The organism is Litchfieldia stipae, assembly GCF_014837155.1.
Classification (GTDB): domain Bacteria; phylum Bacillota; class Bacilli; order Bacillales; family Bacillaceae_L; genus Litchfieldia.
On the sequence record NZ_JACYHA010000009.1, the window covers coordinates 20711 to 38271 of the forward strand.

General features: G+C 37.8%; 18 protein-coding genes. 3 read left to right on the forward strand and 15 right to left on the reverse strand.

Annotation, left to right across the window (positions count from 1 at the left end):
* Nucleotides 1–250 precede the first annotated feature (250 nt).
* Complete coding sequence (locus F7888_RS11935; protein WP_191779762.1) at nucleotides 251–685, forward strand: VanZ family protein; 435 nt, start codon at nucleotides 251–253, stop codon at nucleotides 683–685.
* Nucleotides 686–710: 25 nt separating this feature from the next.
* Here F7888_RS11935 and F7888_RS11940 read toward each other — a convergent pair whose 3' ends face one another.
* The 4 genes from F7888_RS11940 to F7888_RS11955 all read right to left on the reverse strand — a co-directional run bounded on the left by F7888_RS11940 (nucleotide 711) and on the right by F7888_RS11955 (nucleotide 5078).
* A complete protein-coding gene (locus tag F7888_RS11940; protein WP_225228759.1) occupies nucleotides 711–1490 on the reverse strand; it encodes an amino acid ABC transporter ATP-binding protein in 780 nt (259 codons plus the stop codon).
* An 18-nt stretch (nucleotides 1491–1508) separates the two neighbouring features.
* Nucleotides 1509–2714: an amino acid ABC transporter permease gene (locus F7888_RS11945; protein WP_191779763.1), complete on the reverse strand. Its 1206-nt coding sequence runs from the start codon at nucleotides 2712–2714 to the stop codon at nucleotides 1509–1511.
* 10 nt (nucleotides 2715–2724) lie between these two features.
* Entirely contained in the window at nucleotides 2725–3900 is a 1176-nt protein-coding gene (locus tag F7888_RS11950; protein ID WP_191779765.1) for an amino acid ABC transporter permease, read from the reverse strand.
* Nucleotides 3901–3992: 92 nt separating this feature from the next.
* Nucleotides 3993–5078 carry an amino acid ABC transporter substrate-binding protein gene (locus F7888_RS11955; protein WP_191779767.1) on the reverse strand — a complete coding sequence of 362 codons (1086 nt, stop codon included), beginning with the start codon at nucleotides 5076–5078 and terminating at the stop codon, nucleotides 3993–3995.
* A 539-nt stretch (nucleotides 5079–5617) separates the two neighbouring features.
* On the opposite strand from F7888_RS11955, the gene F7888_RS11960 reads away from it, so the two are divergent.
* Complete coding sequence (locus F7888_RS11960) at nucleotides 5618–6343, forward strand: ZIP family metal transporter (protein ID WP_191779769.1); 726 nt, start codon at nucleotides 5618–5620, stop codon at nucleotides 6341–6343.
* A gap of 59 nt (nucleotides 6344–6402) precedes the next feature.
* Here F7888_RS11960 and F7888_RS11965 read toward each other — a convergent pair whose 3' ends face one another.
* The 4 genes from F7888_RS11965 to F7888_RS11980 form a co-directional block, all read right to left on the reverse strand.
* The gene (locus F7888_RS11965; protein ID WP_191779771.1) at nucleotides 6403–7371 is read right to left on the reverse strand and encodes a sugar phosphate isomerase/epimerase family protein; all 969 of its coding nucleotides are present in this window, start codon (nucleotides 7369–7371) and stop codon (nucleotides 6403–6405) included.
* A 24-nt stretch (nucleotides 7372–7395) separates the two neighbouring features.
* Entirely contained in the window at nucleotides 7396–8421 is a 1026-nt protein-coding gene (locus F7888_RS11970; RefSeq protein ID WP_191779773.1) for a Gfo/Idh/MocA family protein, read from the reverse strand.
* A gap of 143 nt (nucleotides 8422–8564) precedes the next feature.
* Complete coding sequence (locus F7888_RS11975) at nucleotides 8565–9287, reverse strand: ThuA domain-containing protein (protein ID WP_191779775.1); 723 nt, start codon at nucleotides 9285–9287, stop codon at nucleotides 8565–8567.
* A 22-nt stretch (nucleotides 9288–9309) separates the two neighbouring features.
* Nucleotides 9310–10068 (reverse strand): sugar phosphate isomerase/epimerase family protein, encoded by a 759-nt coding sequence (locus F7888_RS11980; RefSeq protein ID WP_191779777.1) that lies wholly within the window; start codon nucleotides 10066–10068, stop codon nucleotides 9310–9312.
* Between the two features lie 219 nt (nucleotides 10069–10287).
* On the opposite strand from F7888_RS11980, the gene F7888_RS11985 reads away from it, so the two are divergent.
* The gene (locus F7888_RS11985; protein ID WP_191779779.1) at nucleotides 10288–11061 is read left to right on the forward strand and encodes an AraC family transcriptional regulator; all 774 of its coding nucleotides are present in this window, start codon (nucleotides 10288–10290) and stop codon (nucleotides 11059–11061) included.
* A gap of 63 nt (nucleotides 11062–11124) precedes the next feature.
* On the opposite strand, the gene F7888_RS11990 is transcribed toward F7888_RS11985, so the two are convergent.
* From F7888_RS11990 to F7888_RS12020, 7 genes are all read right to left on the reverse strand, one after another.
* Complete coding sequence (locus F7888_RS11990) at nucleotides 11125–12546, reverse strand: polysaccharide deacetylase family protein (RefSeq protein ID WP_191779781.1); 1422 nt, start codon at nucleotides 12544–12546, stop codon at nucleotides 11125–11127.
* A gap of 110 nt (nucleotides 12547–12656) precedes the next feature.
* The gene (locus F7888_RS11995) at nucleotides 12657–13748 is read right to left on the reverse strand and encodes a metallophosphoesterase (RefSeq protein ID WP_191779783.1); all 1092 of its coding nucleotides are present in this window, start codon (nucleotides 13746–13748) and stop codon (nucleotides 12657–12659) included.
* Between the two features lie 37 nt (nucleotides 13749–13785).
* The gene (locus F7888_RS12000) at nucleotides 13786–14280 is read right to left on the reverse strand and encodes a GNAT family N-acetyltransferase (RefSeq protein ID WP_191779785.1); all 495 of its coding nucleotides are present in this window, start codon (nucleotides 14278–14280) and stop codon (nucleotides 13786–13788) included.
* 71 nt (nucleotides 14281–14351) lie between these two features.
* Complete coding sequence (locus F7888_RS12005) at nucleotides 14352–15233, reverse strand: EamA family transporter (RefSeq protein WP_191779787.1); 882 nt, start codon at nucleotides 15231–15233, stop codon at nucleotides 14352–14354.
* 82 nt (nucleotides 15234–15315) lie between these two features.
* Nucleotides 15316–16017 carry an AraC family transcriptional regulator gene (locus F7888_RS22930; RefSeq protein ID WP_191779789.1) on the reverse strand — a complete coding sequence of 234 codons (702 nt, stop codon included), beginning with the start codon at nucleotides 16015–16017 and terminating at the stop codon, nucleotides 15316–15318.
* A gap of 25 nt (nucleotides 16018–16042) precedes the next feature.
* Nucleotides 16043–17149, reverse strand: a complete 1107-nt coding sequence (locus tag F7888_RS12015; RefSeq protein WP_191779989.1) for a threonine synthase — start codon at nucleotides 17147–17149, stop codon at nucleotides 16043–16045.
* A 32-nt stretch (nucleotides 17150–17181) separates the two neighbouring features.
* A complete protein-coding gene (locus tag F7888_RS12020) occupies nucleotides 17182–17556 on the reverse strand; it encodes a RidA family protein (protein WP_191779791.1) in 375 nt (124 codons plus the stop codon).
* Nucleotides 17557–17561: the final 5 nt, after the last annotated feature.

Sequence of the window (17561 nt, forward strand, 5' to 3'; positions counted from 1 at the left end):
AAAATATTTTTTGTAATTATACACCTTTTATAATGCGCATCCTCAAAGTAGTGAGAATGCTAACAAAACAATTGAAACTCCGTTTACAGCTAGTATAATTAATGAAAGAGTATTTCAAATAGCTCCTATCATGTCAAATCTCCCATTAATTATTACTATTGTATAGTATTTTTTTACTTGTGAAAATGAAACTATTGTTGAATTACTGAATAAGTGTGTAAGATTTATTTTAGATAGGTGGCTAGTATAAATGAATGATAGATATATAAAAAGGATCGCAAGAGGAATTTTGTTCACCTATTTGCTAATATTAATCTATTGGATGTTTCTAGGTTTTTCAAGATCTCAATCAGAGTTCTACTCTTATAATCTAGTTCCTTTTTCAACTCTCAAGAATTACTTTTTCTATTTCTCTCATTATCCTTTTATGATTTGGGCTATTAATATCATTGGAAATGTTGCTGTATTTGCTCCGTTCGGGTTATTAATTCCTATAGCATACAAGAAATTTATGCATCTCGGCTCCTTCCTTACTTTATTCATCCTTGGAATCACCACTTTGGAATTACTGCAATTCGTAACTAGAATGGGTAGTTTAGATGTGGATGATATCATTTTAAATACAGTCGGGGCACTTATTGGTTTTATAGTTATAAAGGTATTCCTTAGATTCAGAGCATATTAAAAAGAGTCCACTGCGGACTCTTTTTCTATAATATTTGAGATAGAAAAGCTTTTGTTCTTTCATGCTGTGGATTATCAAACAATTCTTCCGGGGTTCCTACTTCGACAATTTCACCGAAATCAAATAGGATGATTCGGTCTGCTACTTGACGAGCAAATCCCATTTCATGCGTTACGACAAGCATTGTCATTCCAGATTCCGCTAGCGTCTTCATCACATCCAAAACCTCTTTTACCATTTCTGGGTCAAGGGCTGATGTCGGCTCATCAAACAGCATGATTTTCGGCTGCATCGCCAGTGCCCGAGCAATTGCTACACGTTGTTGCTGTCCACCAGAAAGCTGACCTGGATATTTGTTTGCTTGCTCTGGTATCCCAACGCGGTCAAGAAGCTCTTTTGCAATTTGCTCCGCCTTATTCTTTTTCCACTTTCTCACCCAAATTGGCGCTAAGGAAATATTCTTCAAAATGGTCATATGCGGAAATAGGTTAAATGATTGGAATACCATTCCTGTTTCTTTGCGAATTTCCTCTATGTTTTTAATATCATTCGTTAAATCTATTCCATCGATATTAATTGTTCCCTCTTGAAACTCCTCTAACGCATTCAAGGTGCGGATAAATGTTGATTTCCCTGATCCTGAAGGACCAAGAATAACAACTACCTCCCCCTGCTTAACCGTGACATCTACATTTTTTAATACATGGTGATCACCGAACCATTTATTTAGCCCTTTAACTGTAACGATATCTTCTCTTTCTTCAAGTGGAGTTGTTAATTTTTCGACTGCGAATACACTCTCCATGAATCATCTCTCCCTTTCCTATCGTTTACCTAACCCTAATGAGACCTCTAGTCGCTTACTTACATGGGACATTAAATAACAGAAGATAAAATAGATCACCGCAATAAATAACAACACTTCCATTTGTTTACCTAAAAATTCCGGATTTGCAATTAACTTTTTTCCCATCCCTAGCAAATCAGTTAAACCTACAATTGCAACTAACGAAGTATCTTTGAATATCCCGATGAATTGACCTACCATCGCAGGAATGACAGCTCTTAATGCTTGTGGAAGAATGATTAACCCCATCATTTTCGGTTGACTTAGCCCCAAAGCTTGAGCAGCCTCAAACTGCCCCCGCGGTAGTGATTGCAAACCACCCCTGATGTTTTCCGCTAAATACGCGGCACTAAACAACGTAAACCCAGTCATTGCTCGAACAACATTATCTATAGTGATTCCATCTCCCAAAAACAACGGAAGCATTAATTGCATGACGAATAAAACAGTAATCAATGGAATGCCTCGAATGAACTCAATATAAATAATGCAAAACCATTTAACGATAGGAAGCTTACTTCTTCTCCCTAAAGCGAGTAATACACCAATCGGAAAGGAAAGAACAATTGATACACTAGCAATTAATAACGTTAATAAGAAGCCACCCCATAAACCCGTTCTAACAGGAGGGAGTACACCAAATCCATTCAAAATAGTTATGACAATCGGAATATACAAGATCCATAATACGAAAATTCCTATTTTCACTTTCGGCAACTTATGACCAATGAAGAAGGCTCCTAGCATCAATACTATATTCATAGCCAGTAATAATCTTGTGTTCATAGTTACAAAAGGAACGATAGCCATAATCAGCATCAAAACACCAATTGTCATCGCAACATGACCAATCGACCCTTTCCAAATCCCCCATGAAAATCCTAAAAGGACTGAAAGTAATGTTAAACCTACCCATATCCGCCAGATTTCTTCAATTGGGAATTGTCCTACAAGTAATAATCGAAAGTTAACTGAAATAACTGCCCAATCAGCAGAAACAATAAATCCTACCGTTTTATACCCAATTGTCCCGATTACAACAGAAGCAACAATGGTTAATAGCGAGTTAATCCAACTACTAAATAAATTCGCTTGAATCCAGCCTACAACTCCTAAGGATGAGCGAGGTGGTTTCTTCGCAACTGTTTCACTACTTCTATTCACTTCAAGCTGTTGTTCCAATACCACTCACCTACCTTTCAACTAATTGGAATTTTTTGTTAAAGAAGTTCATAAATAAGGATGTTAATAAACTAAATGTTAAATAGACTAGAATCATAATTAAGATCGCTTCCACTGCACGCCCCGTCTGATTCATGATTGTCCCACCGATACTCACAATATCCTGATAGCCTACCGCTACTGCTAAACTTGAGTTCTTAGTTAAATTTAAGTACTGACTAGTCAGGGGTGGGATGATGATACGGATAGCTTGTGGAAAAATAACCAACCTTAGGGAGGTCGAGTTCTTAAAACCTAGCGCTTTCGCTGCCTCTACTTGCCCCTTTGGAACTCCCATAATACCCGCACGCACAATTTCCGCAATAAAGGTTGAAGTATAAATAACAAGTGCAACTAAGATAGAAGCAAACGTTTCAGATATAATTAATCCACCAACATATCCTTTCCCAACAATCGTTGGTGTAGTGATCGAAATGGGCCCTGTTCCTGTAATCGCAAAGGCCACTAAAAAGACCACTAACAGACCAACTATCGAAGAAATAACTGGATATTTTCTTTTTCCAGTTTCAACTTCTTTTTTCATTAATAGCTTATAAAGGACAATTGCTAATACAATTCCAGCTAGAATAAAAATCCCCCAAACGAGTGAACTTCCATGCGTTTCAAACCAAGGAACTGCTGTTCCACGGTTAGAGAAATAAATAGGGCCAACCTTCAATACTTCTTCAATTCTTGGAAGTGTTAAAAATACTGCAAAATACCAAATGAAAATTTGAACAAGTAAAGGTGTATTTCGAAATACCTCGATATACACAGTTGCAAGCTTACTAACGAGCCAGTTATTTGATAGTCTAGCAATTCCTACAAATATCCCAATGATTGTTGCAAAAATAACCCCAAAAAACGCTACACGAAATGTGTTCAACAAACCTACTAAGAATGCTTTTCCATACGTGTCTGTGGGTGAATACTCAATCAACGTTTCAGAGATTGGAAAGGATGCCGTATTTTTCAAGAAATTAAATCCAAATTTCATCCCCATTTGGTTTAAACCTGCAATGGCATTCGTAACAAAGTAGTAACCAGCTATAAATACGATTACCGCAAATAAGATTTGGAGAATGATAGGGATAACTTTTTTATTTCGCCAAAAAGGAGTTGTAACAGTAGAAGTGTTTTTAGGCATTTATGCAGACCACCTTTCAAGTAAAAATAGACCTGCCATAGAGATAGCTCAAACAGCAGGCCTTTGTAAACTGTTACAGAAAACGACTAATCTTAACGGAATGGCATTGAATATAAAATCCCACCATCTGTATATAGAGCATTTAATCCACGGTCTAACTTAAATACCGAACCTTCACCTAGGTTGCGATCATAAATTTCTCCGTAATTTCCTACTTGCTTAATGATTTGATATCCAAAATCAGCTGGTAAACCTAGTTGTTCTCCTAAGTTCCCTTCAGTACCTAATAAACGCTTAATTTCAGGATTATCACTATCTAGGAATTCATCTACGTTTTGAGAAGTAATTCCCCATTCTTCAGCTTGGATGGTTGCGTACGTCATCCATTTAACTGCATCATATAACTTGTCATCTCCACCTTTTACAGCTGGTCCAAGTGGTTCTTTTGATAAGTTTTCTTCTAAAATCTTATGTGCAGCCGGGTCTGCCATAATTGATTGACGAGATACAAGTCCTGATTTATCCGTTGTCCAAGCATCAATACTTCCAGATTCATACGCAGCTACAACCGCATCAGCATTATCAAACACAACTGCTTCATAGTTAACACCTGCAGCACGCATTTGGTCAGCTAGGTTTAACTCAGTTGTAGTACCAGTTTCAACACCGATACGAGCGCCCTCTAAATCTGCAATACTATCAATCCCACTATCAACAGGCACCATGATTCCTTGCCCATCATAGAAAGTTGGAGGAGCAAAGTTTAACCCTACTTCAGTGTCGCGGTTAGTTGTAAAAGTTGTGTTACGAACAAGCACGTCAACTTCTCCTGTTTGAACAGCAGTAAAACGTTCTTGAGCTGATAAAGGGCGGAATTCAATCGCCTCAGCATCCCCTAAAATACCTGCAGCAAATGCCTTCGCAAAATCAATGTCAAATCCTGTATTCTTTCCATCAGTTCCTACATATCCAAATCCAGGAAGAGTATCATTCACACCAGCTACAAGCTTACCTTGTTCCTTAATCGTATCTAGTAATGATCCACTACTAGCTGCTGGTGTATCTCCTGATGTTGAATCACTTGGTGTTTCAGTACCAGCCTCATCACTAGAGCATCCTGCTAACACAATAATCGCTACCATAAAAATACTCAAAAATAACTTTAATGATTTTCCCATTGAATTTCCCCCTTTTATTTATGTTGTAAATATCAGTTTTCAAGCATCAGTATCACCTTCAAAACTGATAGCACTACTAAAGTCACACAAAAAATTCCATAACTCACTAGGATTTAACATATTAACTCGATTTTATGTAAGGTAACTTAACGTTGTCTGTTATGTTAATTATTATACAGACTTTTCAGATATATGCAAATATTTTATTGTTTAAATATGTAAAAAATTTAAAACTTTTTGTGTCTGACTTTAAAAACTCTTTAAAAATGCTTTCGGAACCCGAAATAACTATCGATTTTTGCATAAATTGAGGGGTAATCATTGGCTGTCTATATGCAACATAAAAGTTTCTAAGCTCAATAATTGTTATTCAAATATACTGGATCTTTAGCAGATTGCATTCAATAGTTACTTATGATGTAACATTTCCTCACTCATTAAATATAAGATAAAAGTCTCATCTCACTTTTCTTTGATATGAGTAAAAAAATGGGAAGTCTCCATACTAAGAGTAAGATTTCATTAAAGTAGGGATTTGTATGTGGAATGCATTTTTTTGGGGTTGTATAGCTGGTTCTGCCGTTTTTATAGGAGCATTATTCGGGCTTTTTCTCACAATAAAAAAGAAATGGATCGCAGCTATCATGGCATTCGGTACAGGTGTACTGATTGGCGCAGCTGCTTTTGAGCTCCTTGAAGAATCAATTGAAAAAGGAGGCTTACTTTCTACTTCAATCGGTTTTTTAATTGGAGCCCTATTATTTACAATTGTAGACCTCGTAATTGCAAAGAAAGGTGGACATGAACGGAAACGGTCTGGGGAGAATCCACAAGGACATTCTGGCCTTGCAATTTTTTTCGGGACATTGTTTGATGCGATTCCAGAATCGATTATTATCGGCTTAAGTATTCTTGAAAGTCACACGGTTAGCTTCCTGTTAGTCGTTGCAATCTTTATCAGTAATTTTCCTGAGGGGTTATCGAGTAGCGTTGGGCTTAAGAAGGATGGGTATTCGAAGAAAAAAATCCTTTCCCTTTGGTTTATCGTCCTCATTCTATCTGGTATTAGTTCATTTGCTGGCTACACCCTGTTTCAGGATGCAGCCGCAGTTATTGTTGGTGGAATCGGTGCTTTTGCTGCCGGGGGAGTTATCGCCATGGTTTCTTCGACCATGCTACCAGAGGCATTTGAAGAAGGAGGACCCATTGTTGGATTTATTACGGCTTTAGGGCTGTTAACTTCATTAATTATGAGCTCCATTTAAAAAAGACCGAAGAAAACAGGAATCCCCGTTATTCTTCGGTCTTAAATTAATGGCGCAGATTATACCCACCATGCTTGAGAAGGCTTTTGTTCAATAATGACCGATTTCAAATTAGAAACCGCTCGCTCGAATCCTTCCTCAATTGACATGATTGGATCTTCATGCTCAATACTTACAACATAGTCATATCCAAATGTTCTTAGTGCACTTATAATGTCTGACCACTCTTGAATGCTATGACCACAACCTACCGAACGGAATGTCCAAGCTCTTGTCTGAACTTCTCCATATGGCTGCATATCTGTTAAGCCGTACATATTGACATTATCTTGATCAATATACGTATCCTTCGCATGGAAATGGTGAATTGCATTCGCTTTCCCAAGGATTTTGATTGCTGCAACTGGGTCAATTCCTTGCCACCAAAGATGACTTGGGTCAAGATTAGCTCCGATCGCATCACAAGTTGCCTCACGTAATTTCAGCAGTGTATATGGAGTATGGACTAAAAATCCGCCGTGAAGCTCCAGTCCGATCTTCACATTATGATCTTGAGCTAGCTGTCCGACTTCCTTCCAATAAGGAATTAACTTTTCTTCCCACTGCCACTTTAATACATCGCCATATTCATTTGGCCATGGTGTCACAGGCCAGTTTGGAGCTTTTGCATCTTCGTGATCGCCAGCTGTTCCTGAGAAACAGTTAACAACTGGTACATTCATTAGACTAGCTAGCTTAATCGTTTTTACTAAAGTTTCATGTGATTCAGCAGCAAACGCTTTGTCTGGAGAAATAGGGTTCCCATGACAGCTGAATGCACTAATTTGCAGGTTGTGTGCTTCTACCTTTTCTAGATAACTTTTACGTAATTCTTCGCTCTCCAATAGCTCATCTAATTTACAGTGAGCATCACCAGGGTAACCACCTGTTCCTATTTCAACTGCACTAACTCCTGCTTTTTGTACGATATCTAACATCTCTTCAAAGTTGTTTTGAGAGAATAATACTGTAAAAACACCTAATTTCATGTCATAAACCTCCTTGTATAATGACTAGATTCTTACTATTTTTTTCGTTTCATTTGACTCAAGCGCAGCTAAAACTACTTGAAGTGACTTTAATCCTTCAGCACCTGAAACTGGAGATTCTCCATTTTCAACGATTGACTTTACAAACTTATCTATGACTTGCGTACTTGTTTGCCCACCAGAGTCATTTGTTTGAATACCACCAAGCTCATATTTAACAACTGCACCATTTTTATATTGAAGGATCAATGAATTGACTGGATCATCAAGTAATCTAGCAATTGCATTTTCACCATAAATGATTGTTGAGTTATCTTCCTTCGCTACATATGACCAGCTTGCTGCTAATGTACCAATAATGCCACTTTCTGTTTTAAGGACACATACTGCTGTATCATCTACATCTGCATTTTCCTTTGCACTTGTTTCAACAAATGCACCTACCTCAACAAATTCTTCGCCTAAGATATAGCGTAATAAATCTGTCTTATGGACACCTAAATCACCCATCGCACCGATAAATGCCTCTTCTTTCTTGAAGAACCAGCTATCTTTTCCATCAGCACTCCAACCTTCTGGTCCACCATGTCCAAACGCCGTACGGAAGCTATAGATCTTACCAAGCTCACCTTGCTCGATTAATTCTCTTGCTTTCTGATGAGAAGGAACAAAGCGCTGGTTATGTGCGATCATCAGCTTTTTACCTGACGCCTCTGCTGCTTTGATCATTTCCTCTCCATCTTCCTTTGACGTTGCCATCGGCTTTTCACATAGGACATGCTTCCCTGCTTTTAGTGCTGCAATTGAGATTGGTGCGTGTAAATAGTTTGGTGTACAAACACTCACTGCATCAATTTCTGGATTTGCTAATAGTTCCTCATAGCTTGTATATGGTTTCGCTTCATACAGCTTTGCGAACTCATTTACACGTTCCTCGACAATATCACATACAGCAACAATTTCGACTTGCTTGTTCCCTGCATATTCAGGAAGATGACGATGCTTTGCAATACTTCCGCATCCGATAACAGCTACTTTTAATGTACTCATCATTTATCTCTCCAAATCTCTTATTTTTTACGTTCGTAGTATATTGTTCTATAATTGCCGCAACCTGAACCCACTCCGCGTCCTGCGGGGTGACCACTGGAGTCTCCGTGTATTCAGCCTGCTAGAAACTTTGAAAAAATAACTTAGTTTTTTGGTTTAATTTCTTCTAACGGCTTTGCATTACCATAGATTGGTTTCGGTAATTGTGTTGGCTTTGCCCACTGAACCGCATTCTTAATAACCGTTTGGATATCCTTGTTGTAGTATGTTGGATACGTTTCATGACCTGGACGGAAGTAAAAGATTTTACCTTTTCCACGTTGATACGTACATCCACTTCTAAATACCTCTCCACCTTCAAACCAGCTCATAAATACAAGTTGATCTGGTGCTGGGATATCAAAGTGCTCCCCGTACATTTCTTCCTTCTCAAGCTCAATGAATTCTCCAATTCCTTCAGCAATTGGATGGCTTGGATCAATCACCCATAATCTTTCCTTTTCATCCGCTTCGCGCCACTTCAAATCACAAGTTGTTCCCATTAGTGTTTTGAATATCTTTGAGAAATGGCCTGAATGAAGTACGATTAGACCCATTCCATCAAGTACCCTTTGCTTCACTTTTTCAACAATCACGTCATCTACTTCATCATGCGCAATATGTCCCCACCAAATTAATACATCCGTTTGCTCTAGAACTTCATCTGTTAATCCATGAACGTCTTCATCCAATGTCGCTGTTCTTACTTGAAAGTCACCTTCTAGGAAGCTAGCAATTGCTCCATGAATTCCTTGTGGGTAAATCTCTCTTACTACCGGATTTTTCTGCTCATGACGAAACTCATTCCATACTGTTACATTCAACATATCTATCTCTCCCTATTTCGATTTAATGGTTCAACTGTTTCTTCAAGTAGTTTATACTTATTTCAATACTCTCTAATGGAGATCGCCTGCTCATATCCTGCTCAACAATCCACCATTTCACTCCTATCTCTTCACCTAGGGTCACTACTGATTCAAGATCAACCCCACCTGTTCCAAGCTCTGCAAAGAATTGTTCCTCATCCATCGTCATATCCTTCAAATGAACAAGTGGACTCCTATTCTCATAGCGTTTTAACCAAGCAACAGGATTCTCTCCCGCTTTGGTTAACCAGTAGATATCAAGCTCTGTCTGAACAAATCGTGGATTTGTATCATCAAAGATTACTTCAAGTGCTTTTCTACCATCTTCTAAGCGTTCAAGCTCAAAATCATGATTATGATAACAAAGGGTTATCCCCTCTTTTTCACAAATTTCACCTGCTTCATTCAAAAAGGAGATGAGCTCCTTGTAATCTTCTTCTTTTCGCTGATCTGGCATTAAAAAAGGAACAACAATATATTTACTTCCAATAAGCTTCTGCTCTTCTATCACCTTGTTCAGATTGTTTCTCAATTCTTCTAAAGGAACATGACTAGATGCCGCCTGAAGACCATATTGATCTAATAACTCTTTCACTTCTTTTGCAGCTAAGCCACTAAAACCTGCAAATTCAACTCCAGTGTATCCAAGCTCAGCTACTTTTCTTAACGTCCCTGCAAAATCCTTCTTTGTTTCATCACGTAATGTATAAAGTTGTACAGCGATTGGAATGCTTGTCATTTTACAACCTCTTTTCACAAGATATAAAACGCTTACACTTTTGCCTTGTACATGTACTTTTTTGTCTAAATTAGAAGATATAGCATGAAACATCTTTTAATTAGTCGTGAGTTATTCTTTACTCACTCTGACCCTATCATAAGTTATCTAGCTATAAATAAAAATAGATTATATAATTAAAACATATACTATTTGGCTATTTCTTTGAAAGGAGAGTCTATGACAACACATATTGGATTTTGTGGTTATTCTTATCATACTGCACGGTATTATTCCTCTGATAAAACAAGGATGAAGGGTTACCTTTTTCGATTACAAACGGAAGGACATTGTGAAATTATCGTAAATGGAAGAAAGCTGGAGGTAAAAAAAGGGCATATTCTACTTGTTAAGCCTGGAGATTTCTATGAATTGAGAGTAGAGGCTGACCAAAAAAGTGGTGATTATCACTTGTTTTGTGAAGGAGAATGGGTTGAACAGTGGTGGAAGCGTTCTGTAAAACCGACTCTTACGAGAATTAATCTTGACGAAAAGCTTCTTTCATTATGGCGTCATATCATCATTGAAAAAAGAAGACCTTCCTCTGAATCTAATACAGAGCTATCCGATTACTTATTAAAAGCACTATGCATTAATCTTGAACGAGCAGTAAATGAAACAACCTCAACGGTGACTAGACCACCAGCTGTCACACAGATGATGAGATATATTGAGGAGCATGCAACAAACCCTCTAAAAGTGGAAGAAGTGGCAGATTACGCGGGGCTTAGTGTATCTAGAGCTGTCCATTTATTTAAAGATAGCCTTGGAAAAACAATTATTGAATACACTCAAGAAATTCGTCTCTCGACCGCCATTAATCAAATGAAATACACAGCAATGACTCTCGAGCATATTGCCGAAAACTGTGGATTTGGTACATACCCTTATTTCTACAAAGTGTTTAAGAAGAAATTTGGCATTGCTCCAGGTGCTTATCGAGATCAGGAATAACAAAAAAATGGTTTCAGAACCAGGATGTCCTGAAACCGTTTTTCACTTAGAATCCGCATAAATCTACAATACTTCTGAAACAGTCACACACTGATAGCCTTCTTTTTGCAAGTACTTCAACACAAGCTCTACAGCTTCAACAGTCGATCCATGAATATCATGCATGAGGATGATTGAGCCATCCTTAACATTGTCTTGTACAATTTTCAGTACCTGGTTGGGATCATGTGATTTCCAATCTAAAGTATCTATGGTCCATAATACACTAGGGATTCCAATGACTGATTCAACAGATTTATTTGTGGCACCATATGGAGGGCGAAATACAGAAGGAATTTGTCCTGTGGCTTCTTGAATAATTCTATTCGTGTCTTTGACCTCAAGCTCAATTTGATCTGAGCTAAGCAATGTCAAATCCTTATGATTCCATGTGTGATTTCCAAGTTCATGACCCGCTTCTGCCATCTTCTTCACAATGTTCGGATAGAAGTCCACCCTGCTTCCAAGCATGAAGAAGGTAGCTTTCGCATCATATCGTTCCAATAAATCTACTATTTTTACCGTATTTTCAGGATGTGGGCCATCATCAAAGGTTAGGGCAACTCTTTTGCCAGTAGTTCCCTCTACCTTTGCTGGCCCTTTGTTATCTGTTTCTTTCTCCGTAACCTCTTCCTTTGGTTGGTCAATTTCAGCATTACCGACACTGCCCTTAATCTCTAATCGTTCAACCCATTCAGTTGATAAGATCTCTCTGACTTGATCATAAGGGAGCTCAATTTCTGGCATGCCTGCTACTCCTGCAGTCACTTCATATTTATCGAATTTAAATACCATCGCTTTATTCGTAAGATACATATTTGAGAACGTATTGTCTTTACGATCAATCCAGCTTTTTAAGTCTTCTTCAAATAGATAATCACTGTAGGTCTCATGCTCTTTAAAAGCATTTAACAAAAGGGCGTATAATTTCTCTCTCGTTTCCTTTGTATCATTTATGATGTCGGTTTGTTTAATCGATTGGTCCTTACTAACATCTGCAAGGAAAATTCTCGTGCTTTGAAGAGAGTTGGCTCCACCAAAATAGCTTTCCTCCGAAAATACAATAGAGTATAGCTGTTCTTCTACAGGATAGATATCAAAGGTTATGTAAAAATTTGCCGGACGCATCTTTAACCTTTGTTTGTCCTTTTTAGCTAATTCCTCACGAAAACTTTGTTGGCTACTTTCTAAATACTCATTAATTTCATGATTTAATTGTTCACCTTCAAATTTCGGATAATGGATCGCCTTATGATAGGTTTCTTCCTCCATTGTATTTGTAATAATATCCACTCCAGGATATTTGGATAGTTCTATTTGCTCATTTTCTCCCTTTGTTCCCTCAGAAAGATCTTCTGTCTCGAGGATAAAAAAATAGGAAAGTAGGGCAACTCCGACTATTCCAAAGATGGTTAATAGTAGGTAAGGTAGTCTAGTTGTCTTCATTAAATTACTCCTTCTATGATGGTGTTACATTGAAAATGTATTATCTCCTCATCTATCTTAACCTTTAGTGTATTCGTTCACAATATGCTCCACAAAGAAAATCAATCACACTAGTTCCTGATTACTTCTCTCGGTATCCAGCCTACTTCTCCATTGGATCGCTTAATAAGCACATATCCCGAGCATTCATTGTCTATTACCTTCACTTTTTCTCCCTCATTGACTGATAAAAAAGTGGTGCTAAGGTCATCCTTACAATATGTCATATTGTCCTTTAGCTCTAGATACTCATTTTTAATCCATTGTTGAATTCCAAGTCTTGTATTTTCACAATAGGTGAAGAATTCTTCCTCGTCCATCATTTTCATTTCATAGTTGGGATATGTCACTGCCCCAGTTCTTCTCGTACTGTCCACATGTGTCTTAGCTATGTCGATTTCATCTGATAATTCGTCAACGTATGATGTTGAGTATTTGTCATTTTCAATAATTAATGCATTTAATTGTCCATCTGTTTTAATTTGATTACCACCATCTATAGCGATGATTTTTTTATTCAAATCAATCAATGGGTTATTGGAACAGTCTTGATTTGACCGATAATTGATTGCTGGCCAATGACCCACAATGACGTTCTTATGTGCATGATGTTCTTTCTCATAGAACGATGGTGTAGACAATGCAAATTCCTCAGACGTATGATGCCAGTTATCCAGATCATCAATCCCTGCATGTATAATGATAAATTCTTCTGTTTCATATGCAACTGGTAGCGACTCAAGCCATTCTAGTTCATCTTTGAAATGCTGCTGATAAAAATCCGTCATTGCTTCTATGTTATGAAAATCATCTATCGATCTATTATGCTGCTGAAGCATCTCATTTAATATTGAATTATTTTGTTTTTTCATATAAGAAATGATTCCATCAACACCTTTGAATACGTAACGATATAATATATCGCAATTTCCTTTCGTTACATAGACATGGTCTGATTTCTGTGTCAGCTGTCGAACGTATTGAACTACATTCAAGCTGCTTGGCCCTTTCTCACAAAGGTCTCCATTAATAAATAAGTAGTCTTCTTCTGTATAATTTAATTGATCTAGTAGCTTTTTAAATAGCTTTATATTCCCGTGGATATCTGAAATCACAATGATTCGTTTGTTTTTATCAAGCTGTAGCTTCTTTACTTCTATCATATTTATACTCCTTTTTTACTAATAGACTCCATTGGACTTATAGCAGTTTATAAAGATAATATTCATTCACTGGTTTGCCATCGATGATTAAGGAGTGAATTTTTTCTCCCTCTAGAATGAAGCCCATTTTTCTATATAGGTTGAAGGCTTTTGTGTTATCTTTGATTACGGTTAGCTCTAATCTTGATATCCCAAGTTGATTTGCCCATTCGAACATTTGCTCAAAGAGTTTTGTCGCGATTCCTTGACCTTGATAATCCTCTTGAACACCTAATACTAGATAGGCAGAGTGTTGATTTCGTTTGAGGTTACCACCTAATGCAGCGATAAAACCTGCGAGTTTATTCTCTACCTCAGCAACAAAGATGACCGATCTCTTTTCACCCGAGATTCGTTCAATTGATTTTCTTTGTTGTTCAACAGTCGTCTCACGTTCCCCCGGTTCAAACAACATAAAACCAGATTCATCTATTTTCTTACTTAAAGCTAAGAAATCTTCTGCATCTCCTACTTCAATTGGTCTGATGATCATGTTAGTCCACCTCTTTTTTATCATATTTTACCATATATTCATATTTCATCTTTTTTAACATCATCATAAACCTAGGTCTTTTCTGCTATTAGTTTCGAATGAGATGACCTGATTAAAATACCGATTCCTACCAATAAAAGAAACATCCCTACCCATGACGTCAAGCTCAAGTATTCTCCTACAATAAAGACCCCTAATAACGCTGCTGTTAATGGCTCTGCCAATGAAAGGGTAACAGCAGTTGAAGAAGGTACATGGACTAGAGCTTTATTAAATAAGAAATAGGCAATTCCAGTAGTCACAATTCCAAGCTGTAGACTCACACTCACACCACGTAGGCTCGTTACCCAAGACATATCATAAACAAATAGAAAAGGAGATAAGCAGATTGCACTAATCGTAAAGACTACCGCCACGACCGATAATGAAGAATGCTTTTCAACCAACTCTCTACTTACAAGAGTATAGCTTGCAAATGATAACCCAGCCCCTAAAGCCATAATGATTCCTATAGGGTCTACAGATACTGATTCTTTATTCAGAAATAACATCAGACAGCCTGTGATAGCTAGAATTGTCGAGTACCACCAAATGATAGTCGGTCGCTTCTTCAAAACAATCCATTCAATAAAGCCTGATAACATAGGAGCACTCCCGATAGCGACAACTGTCCCAATAGCTACCCCCGTTATAGAAACGGCCGAAAAGAATAACGGCTGGTATAGTGCCATGCTTAAAGCTGCCAGAATCGTTGGTTTGATGGCCCAGTTTCTACTATTAAACTCCCCTGATATGAGAAGTAGACATAATAAGAACAGACCGCCTACCGCTAATCGCGTCGCACCAATTGCAATCGGATGCGCTGTTTCCGGTGCAAATATCTGAGTTGTGCCTGTTGACCCCCACAGTATTGCTGCAAATAAAATAAAGAATGGGGCGAATTTTCTTTCCATGCTGCTCACCTCGGGTAAAAAAGAATTAAACTTATCATAGAAAATGCCTTAAAAAAATTCTTTACCAAGTTTAATTTCTCTTTTATCCATTATTAAGGATTCTATATTTTTGTGGCGATACACCTTCACACTTTACAAACCATCTTGTAAATGATGAAGAATTCTCAAAGCCCACTTCCTCACTAATCTTTGATATTGTCCATGATGTTGAAATTAAGAGATTCTTAACCTCCTTCAAACGAAGTTCAGATATATAAGCTTTTAGACTTTTTCCCGTTTTTTTCTTAAACCATGCTGAGTAATATACTGGATGATAATGCTCTATTTTCGCTAGGTCTTCTAAGAGAATGATCTCCTTATAATGTTTATGTACATATTCGATCGAAGGAGGTTCCGATCGTTTTAGCTTATTTGTTACATACTTAGTTAAATCTACTAAGGCGGTAGGATCCTCTTGATTCATCGTCTCTTCTAATAGTAAATAACGAATGGCTGCCCATTTCTTGTCTAATCGCATATACATACAGCTTGTATTTGCCGGTAGATATTTCAAAGGAATGTCTACTATTAAAAATTCATTTCTATCTTTGGATCGATAATTATGCTCGTACGTTGGAGGAAGATAAAAACAATAATCTGGAGTCAGATTTAACTCCTGCCAATTTGTTTGAATGTCTAAGGATCCTTGTAACGGGAAAAGAAATTGACCAAATTCATGTTGATGCGTTGTAAACTCTCTTGAATAGGACCGTTTCTCACAAGCTACTTGTTTGAGACTATCCACTTTACTCCTCCCCTCATCCTTCCATTTAACTCGATTTAATACCCGCACCACAAAGTGGGATAATTATTTTTTCATTTGTTCCTTTTTGATATTTTAAGTAGCCTGCATAATTGGCCGCTGACGTTATTTCAACGTAAAATCCTTTATCAGCAAGCTGTTCTCGTGCTTGTAGGATTTCATCCTCTTTAATCTCAATAAAATGACCCTTTGTCTCACGTACAGCTGCTAATATCTGTTTTGAACGGGCTGGCGCAGCAATGGCAATTCCTTCAGCCAAGGTACCTTTATTGGTCACTGGTACAGCTATGGCCTCCCCTTTTTCGAATGCTTGAACAAGTGGTGCACAGTTCGCTGCTTGAATGGCAATGATTTTCGGTATTTTTTCAATCAATCTGTTCTCAAAAAGCTCCTTGAAACCATAATAGGCACCAAGTAAGAGAGTACCATTTCCAACTGGGACGATTAATGTATCTGGGGCTTCTTGCTTTAATTGCTCATATATTTCATATGCATAGGTTTTTGTGCCTTCATAGAAATAAGGATTATAGACATGACTCGCATAAAAGACCTTCTCCTCATTTACTGCTGTTTGTGCGGCTAATGCAATGTCCTCTCGTGTGCCATGGATTTCTTTAATGGTTGCTCCATGTGCTTTTACTTGAGCGATTTTCTTCGGTGATGTTTCATCACTTAAATAAATATCACATGCTATATTACACCGTGCTGCATATGCGGCAATCGCAGTTCCAGCATTCCCACTACTGTCTGCAATCACTTTTGATACCCCTAATTCTTTTGCCTTTGTCATCAGAACAGCGGCTCCTCGGTCCTTAAATGACAGGGTAGGCATCATATAATCAACTTTTACATATGTATTTGGTTCACTGGGGTCAAGAACAATCGTCGGAGATTGACCTTCTCCCAGAGTAACTGACTCCCATGTCTTTGAATCTTTGGCAAATGGCATCGTATTAATATATCTCCATAATGAATTAGGATCGTTATTCCATGTTGAAACGTCTATTTTTGGCGTATCTTTTACTAGGTCTAATACGCCTCCGCAATCACATTTCCAAATGGTCGCAGTTAATTGATGCGTTTTCCCACAACTGCTACAGCTGTATTGTTCCACCACTTATCGCTCCCCCTCTTTTGAATAAACAATTAAATATAAGCAATCGCCTCAATCTCTATTTTGAATCCAAAATGTAATTCATTAGTTGGTACCACGGTGCGAGCTGGTTTGTGCTCACCGAAGAACTCTTTATACACAGCATCCACCTTATCCCATAGTTGTACATCTGGAATATAAAGTGTCATCCTCAAAATTTGGTCCTTCTTGCTACCCGCTGCTCCCAAAATCATTTCGACATTTTTTAGTGCCTGAAGGGTTTCTTCTTCAATGGTGCCGAATTTCTTTTCACGCGTAACTGGATCTATGGAAAATTGACCTGATACATAGACTGTATCATTATGAACCGTCGCTAGAGCATAATGACCATTTGACTTTAAGTTTCCTACTTCAAAAATACTTTGCATGGAAC

What these genes read in the sequence shown, in the direction of transcription:
- F7888_RS11935 (WP_191779762.1), top strand. Translation starts at nt 251, where the DNA reads ATGAATGATAGATATATAAAAAGGATCGCAAGAGGAATTTTGTTCACC.
- F7888_RS11940 (WP_225228759.1), bottom strand. Translation starts at nt 1,490, where the DNA reads ATGGAGAGTGTATTCGCAGTCGAAAAATTAACAACTCCACTTGAAGAA.
- F7888_RS11950 (WP_191779765.1), bottom strand. Translation starts at nt 3,900, where the DNA reads ATGCCTAAAAACACTTCTACTGTTACAACTCCTTTTTGGCGAAATAAA.
- F7888_RS11955 (WP_191779767.1), bottom strand. Translation starts at nt 5,078, where the DNA reads ATGGGAAAATCATTAAAGTTATTTTTGAGTATTTTTATGGTAGCGATT.
- F7888_RS11960 (WP_191779769.1), top strand. Translation starts at nt 5,618, where the DNA reads ATGTGGAATGCATTTTTTTGGGGTTGTATAGCTGGTTCTGCCGTTTTT.
- F7888_RS11965 (WP_191779771.1), bottom strand. Translation starts at nt 7,371, where the DNA reads ATGAAATTAGGTGTTTTTACAGTATTATTCTCTCAAAACAACTTTGAA.
- F7888_RS11970 (WP_191779773.1), bottom strand. Translation starts at nt 8,421, where the DNA reads ATGAGTACATTAAAAGTAGCTGTTATCGGATGCGGAAGTATTGCAAAG.
- F7888_RS11975 (WP_191779775.1), bottom strand. Translation starts at nt 9,287, where the DNA reads ATGTTGAATGTAACAGTATGGAATGAGTTTCGTCATGAGCAGAAAAAT.
- F7888_RS11980 (WP_191779777.1), bottom strand. Translation starts at nt 10,068, where the DNA reads ATGACAAGCATTCCAATCGCTGTACAACTTTATACATTACGTGATGAA.
- F7888_RS11985 (WP_191779779.1), top strand. Translation starts at nt 10,288, where the DNA reads ATGACAACACATATTGGATTTTGTGGTTATTCTTATCATACTGCACGG.
- F7888_RS11990 (WP_191779781.1), bottom strand. Translation starts at nt 12,546, where the DNA reads ATGAAGACAACTAGACTACCTTACCTACTATTAACCATCTTTGGAATA.
- F7888_RS11995 (WP_191779783.1), bottom strand. Translation starts at nt 13,748, where the DNA reads ATGATAGAAGTAAAGAAGCTACAGCTTGATAAAAACAAACGAATCATT.
- F7888_RS12000 (WP_191779785.1), bottom strand. Translation starts at nt 14,280, where the DNA reads ATGATCATCAGACCAATTGAAGTAGGAGATGCAGAAGATTTCTTAGCT.
- F7888_RS12005 (WP_191779787.1), bottom strand. Translation starts at nt 15,233, where the DNA reads ATGGAAAGAAAATTCGCCCCATTCTTTATTTTATTTGCAGCAATACTG.
- F7888_RS12020 (WP_191779791.1), bottom strand. Translation starts at nt 17,556, where the DNA reads ATGCAAAGTATTTTTGAAGTAGGAAACTTAAAGTCAAATGGTCATTAT.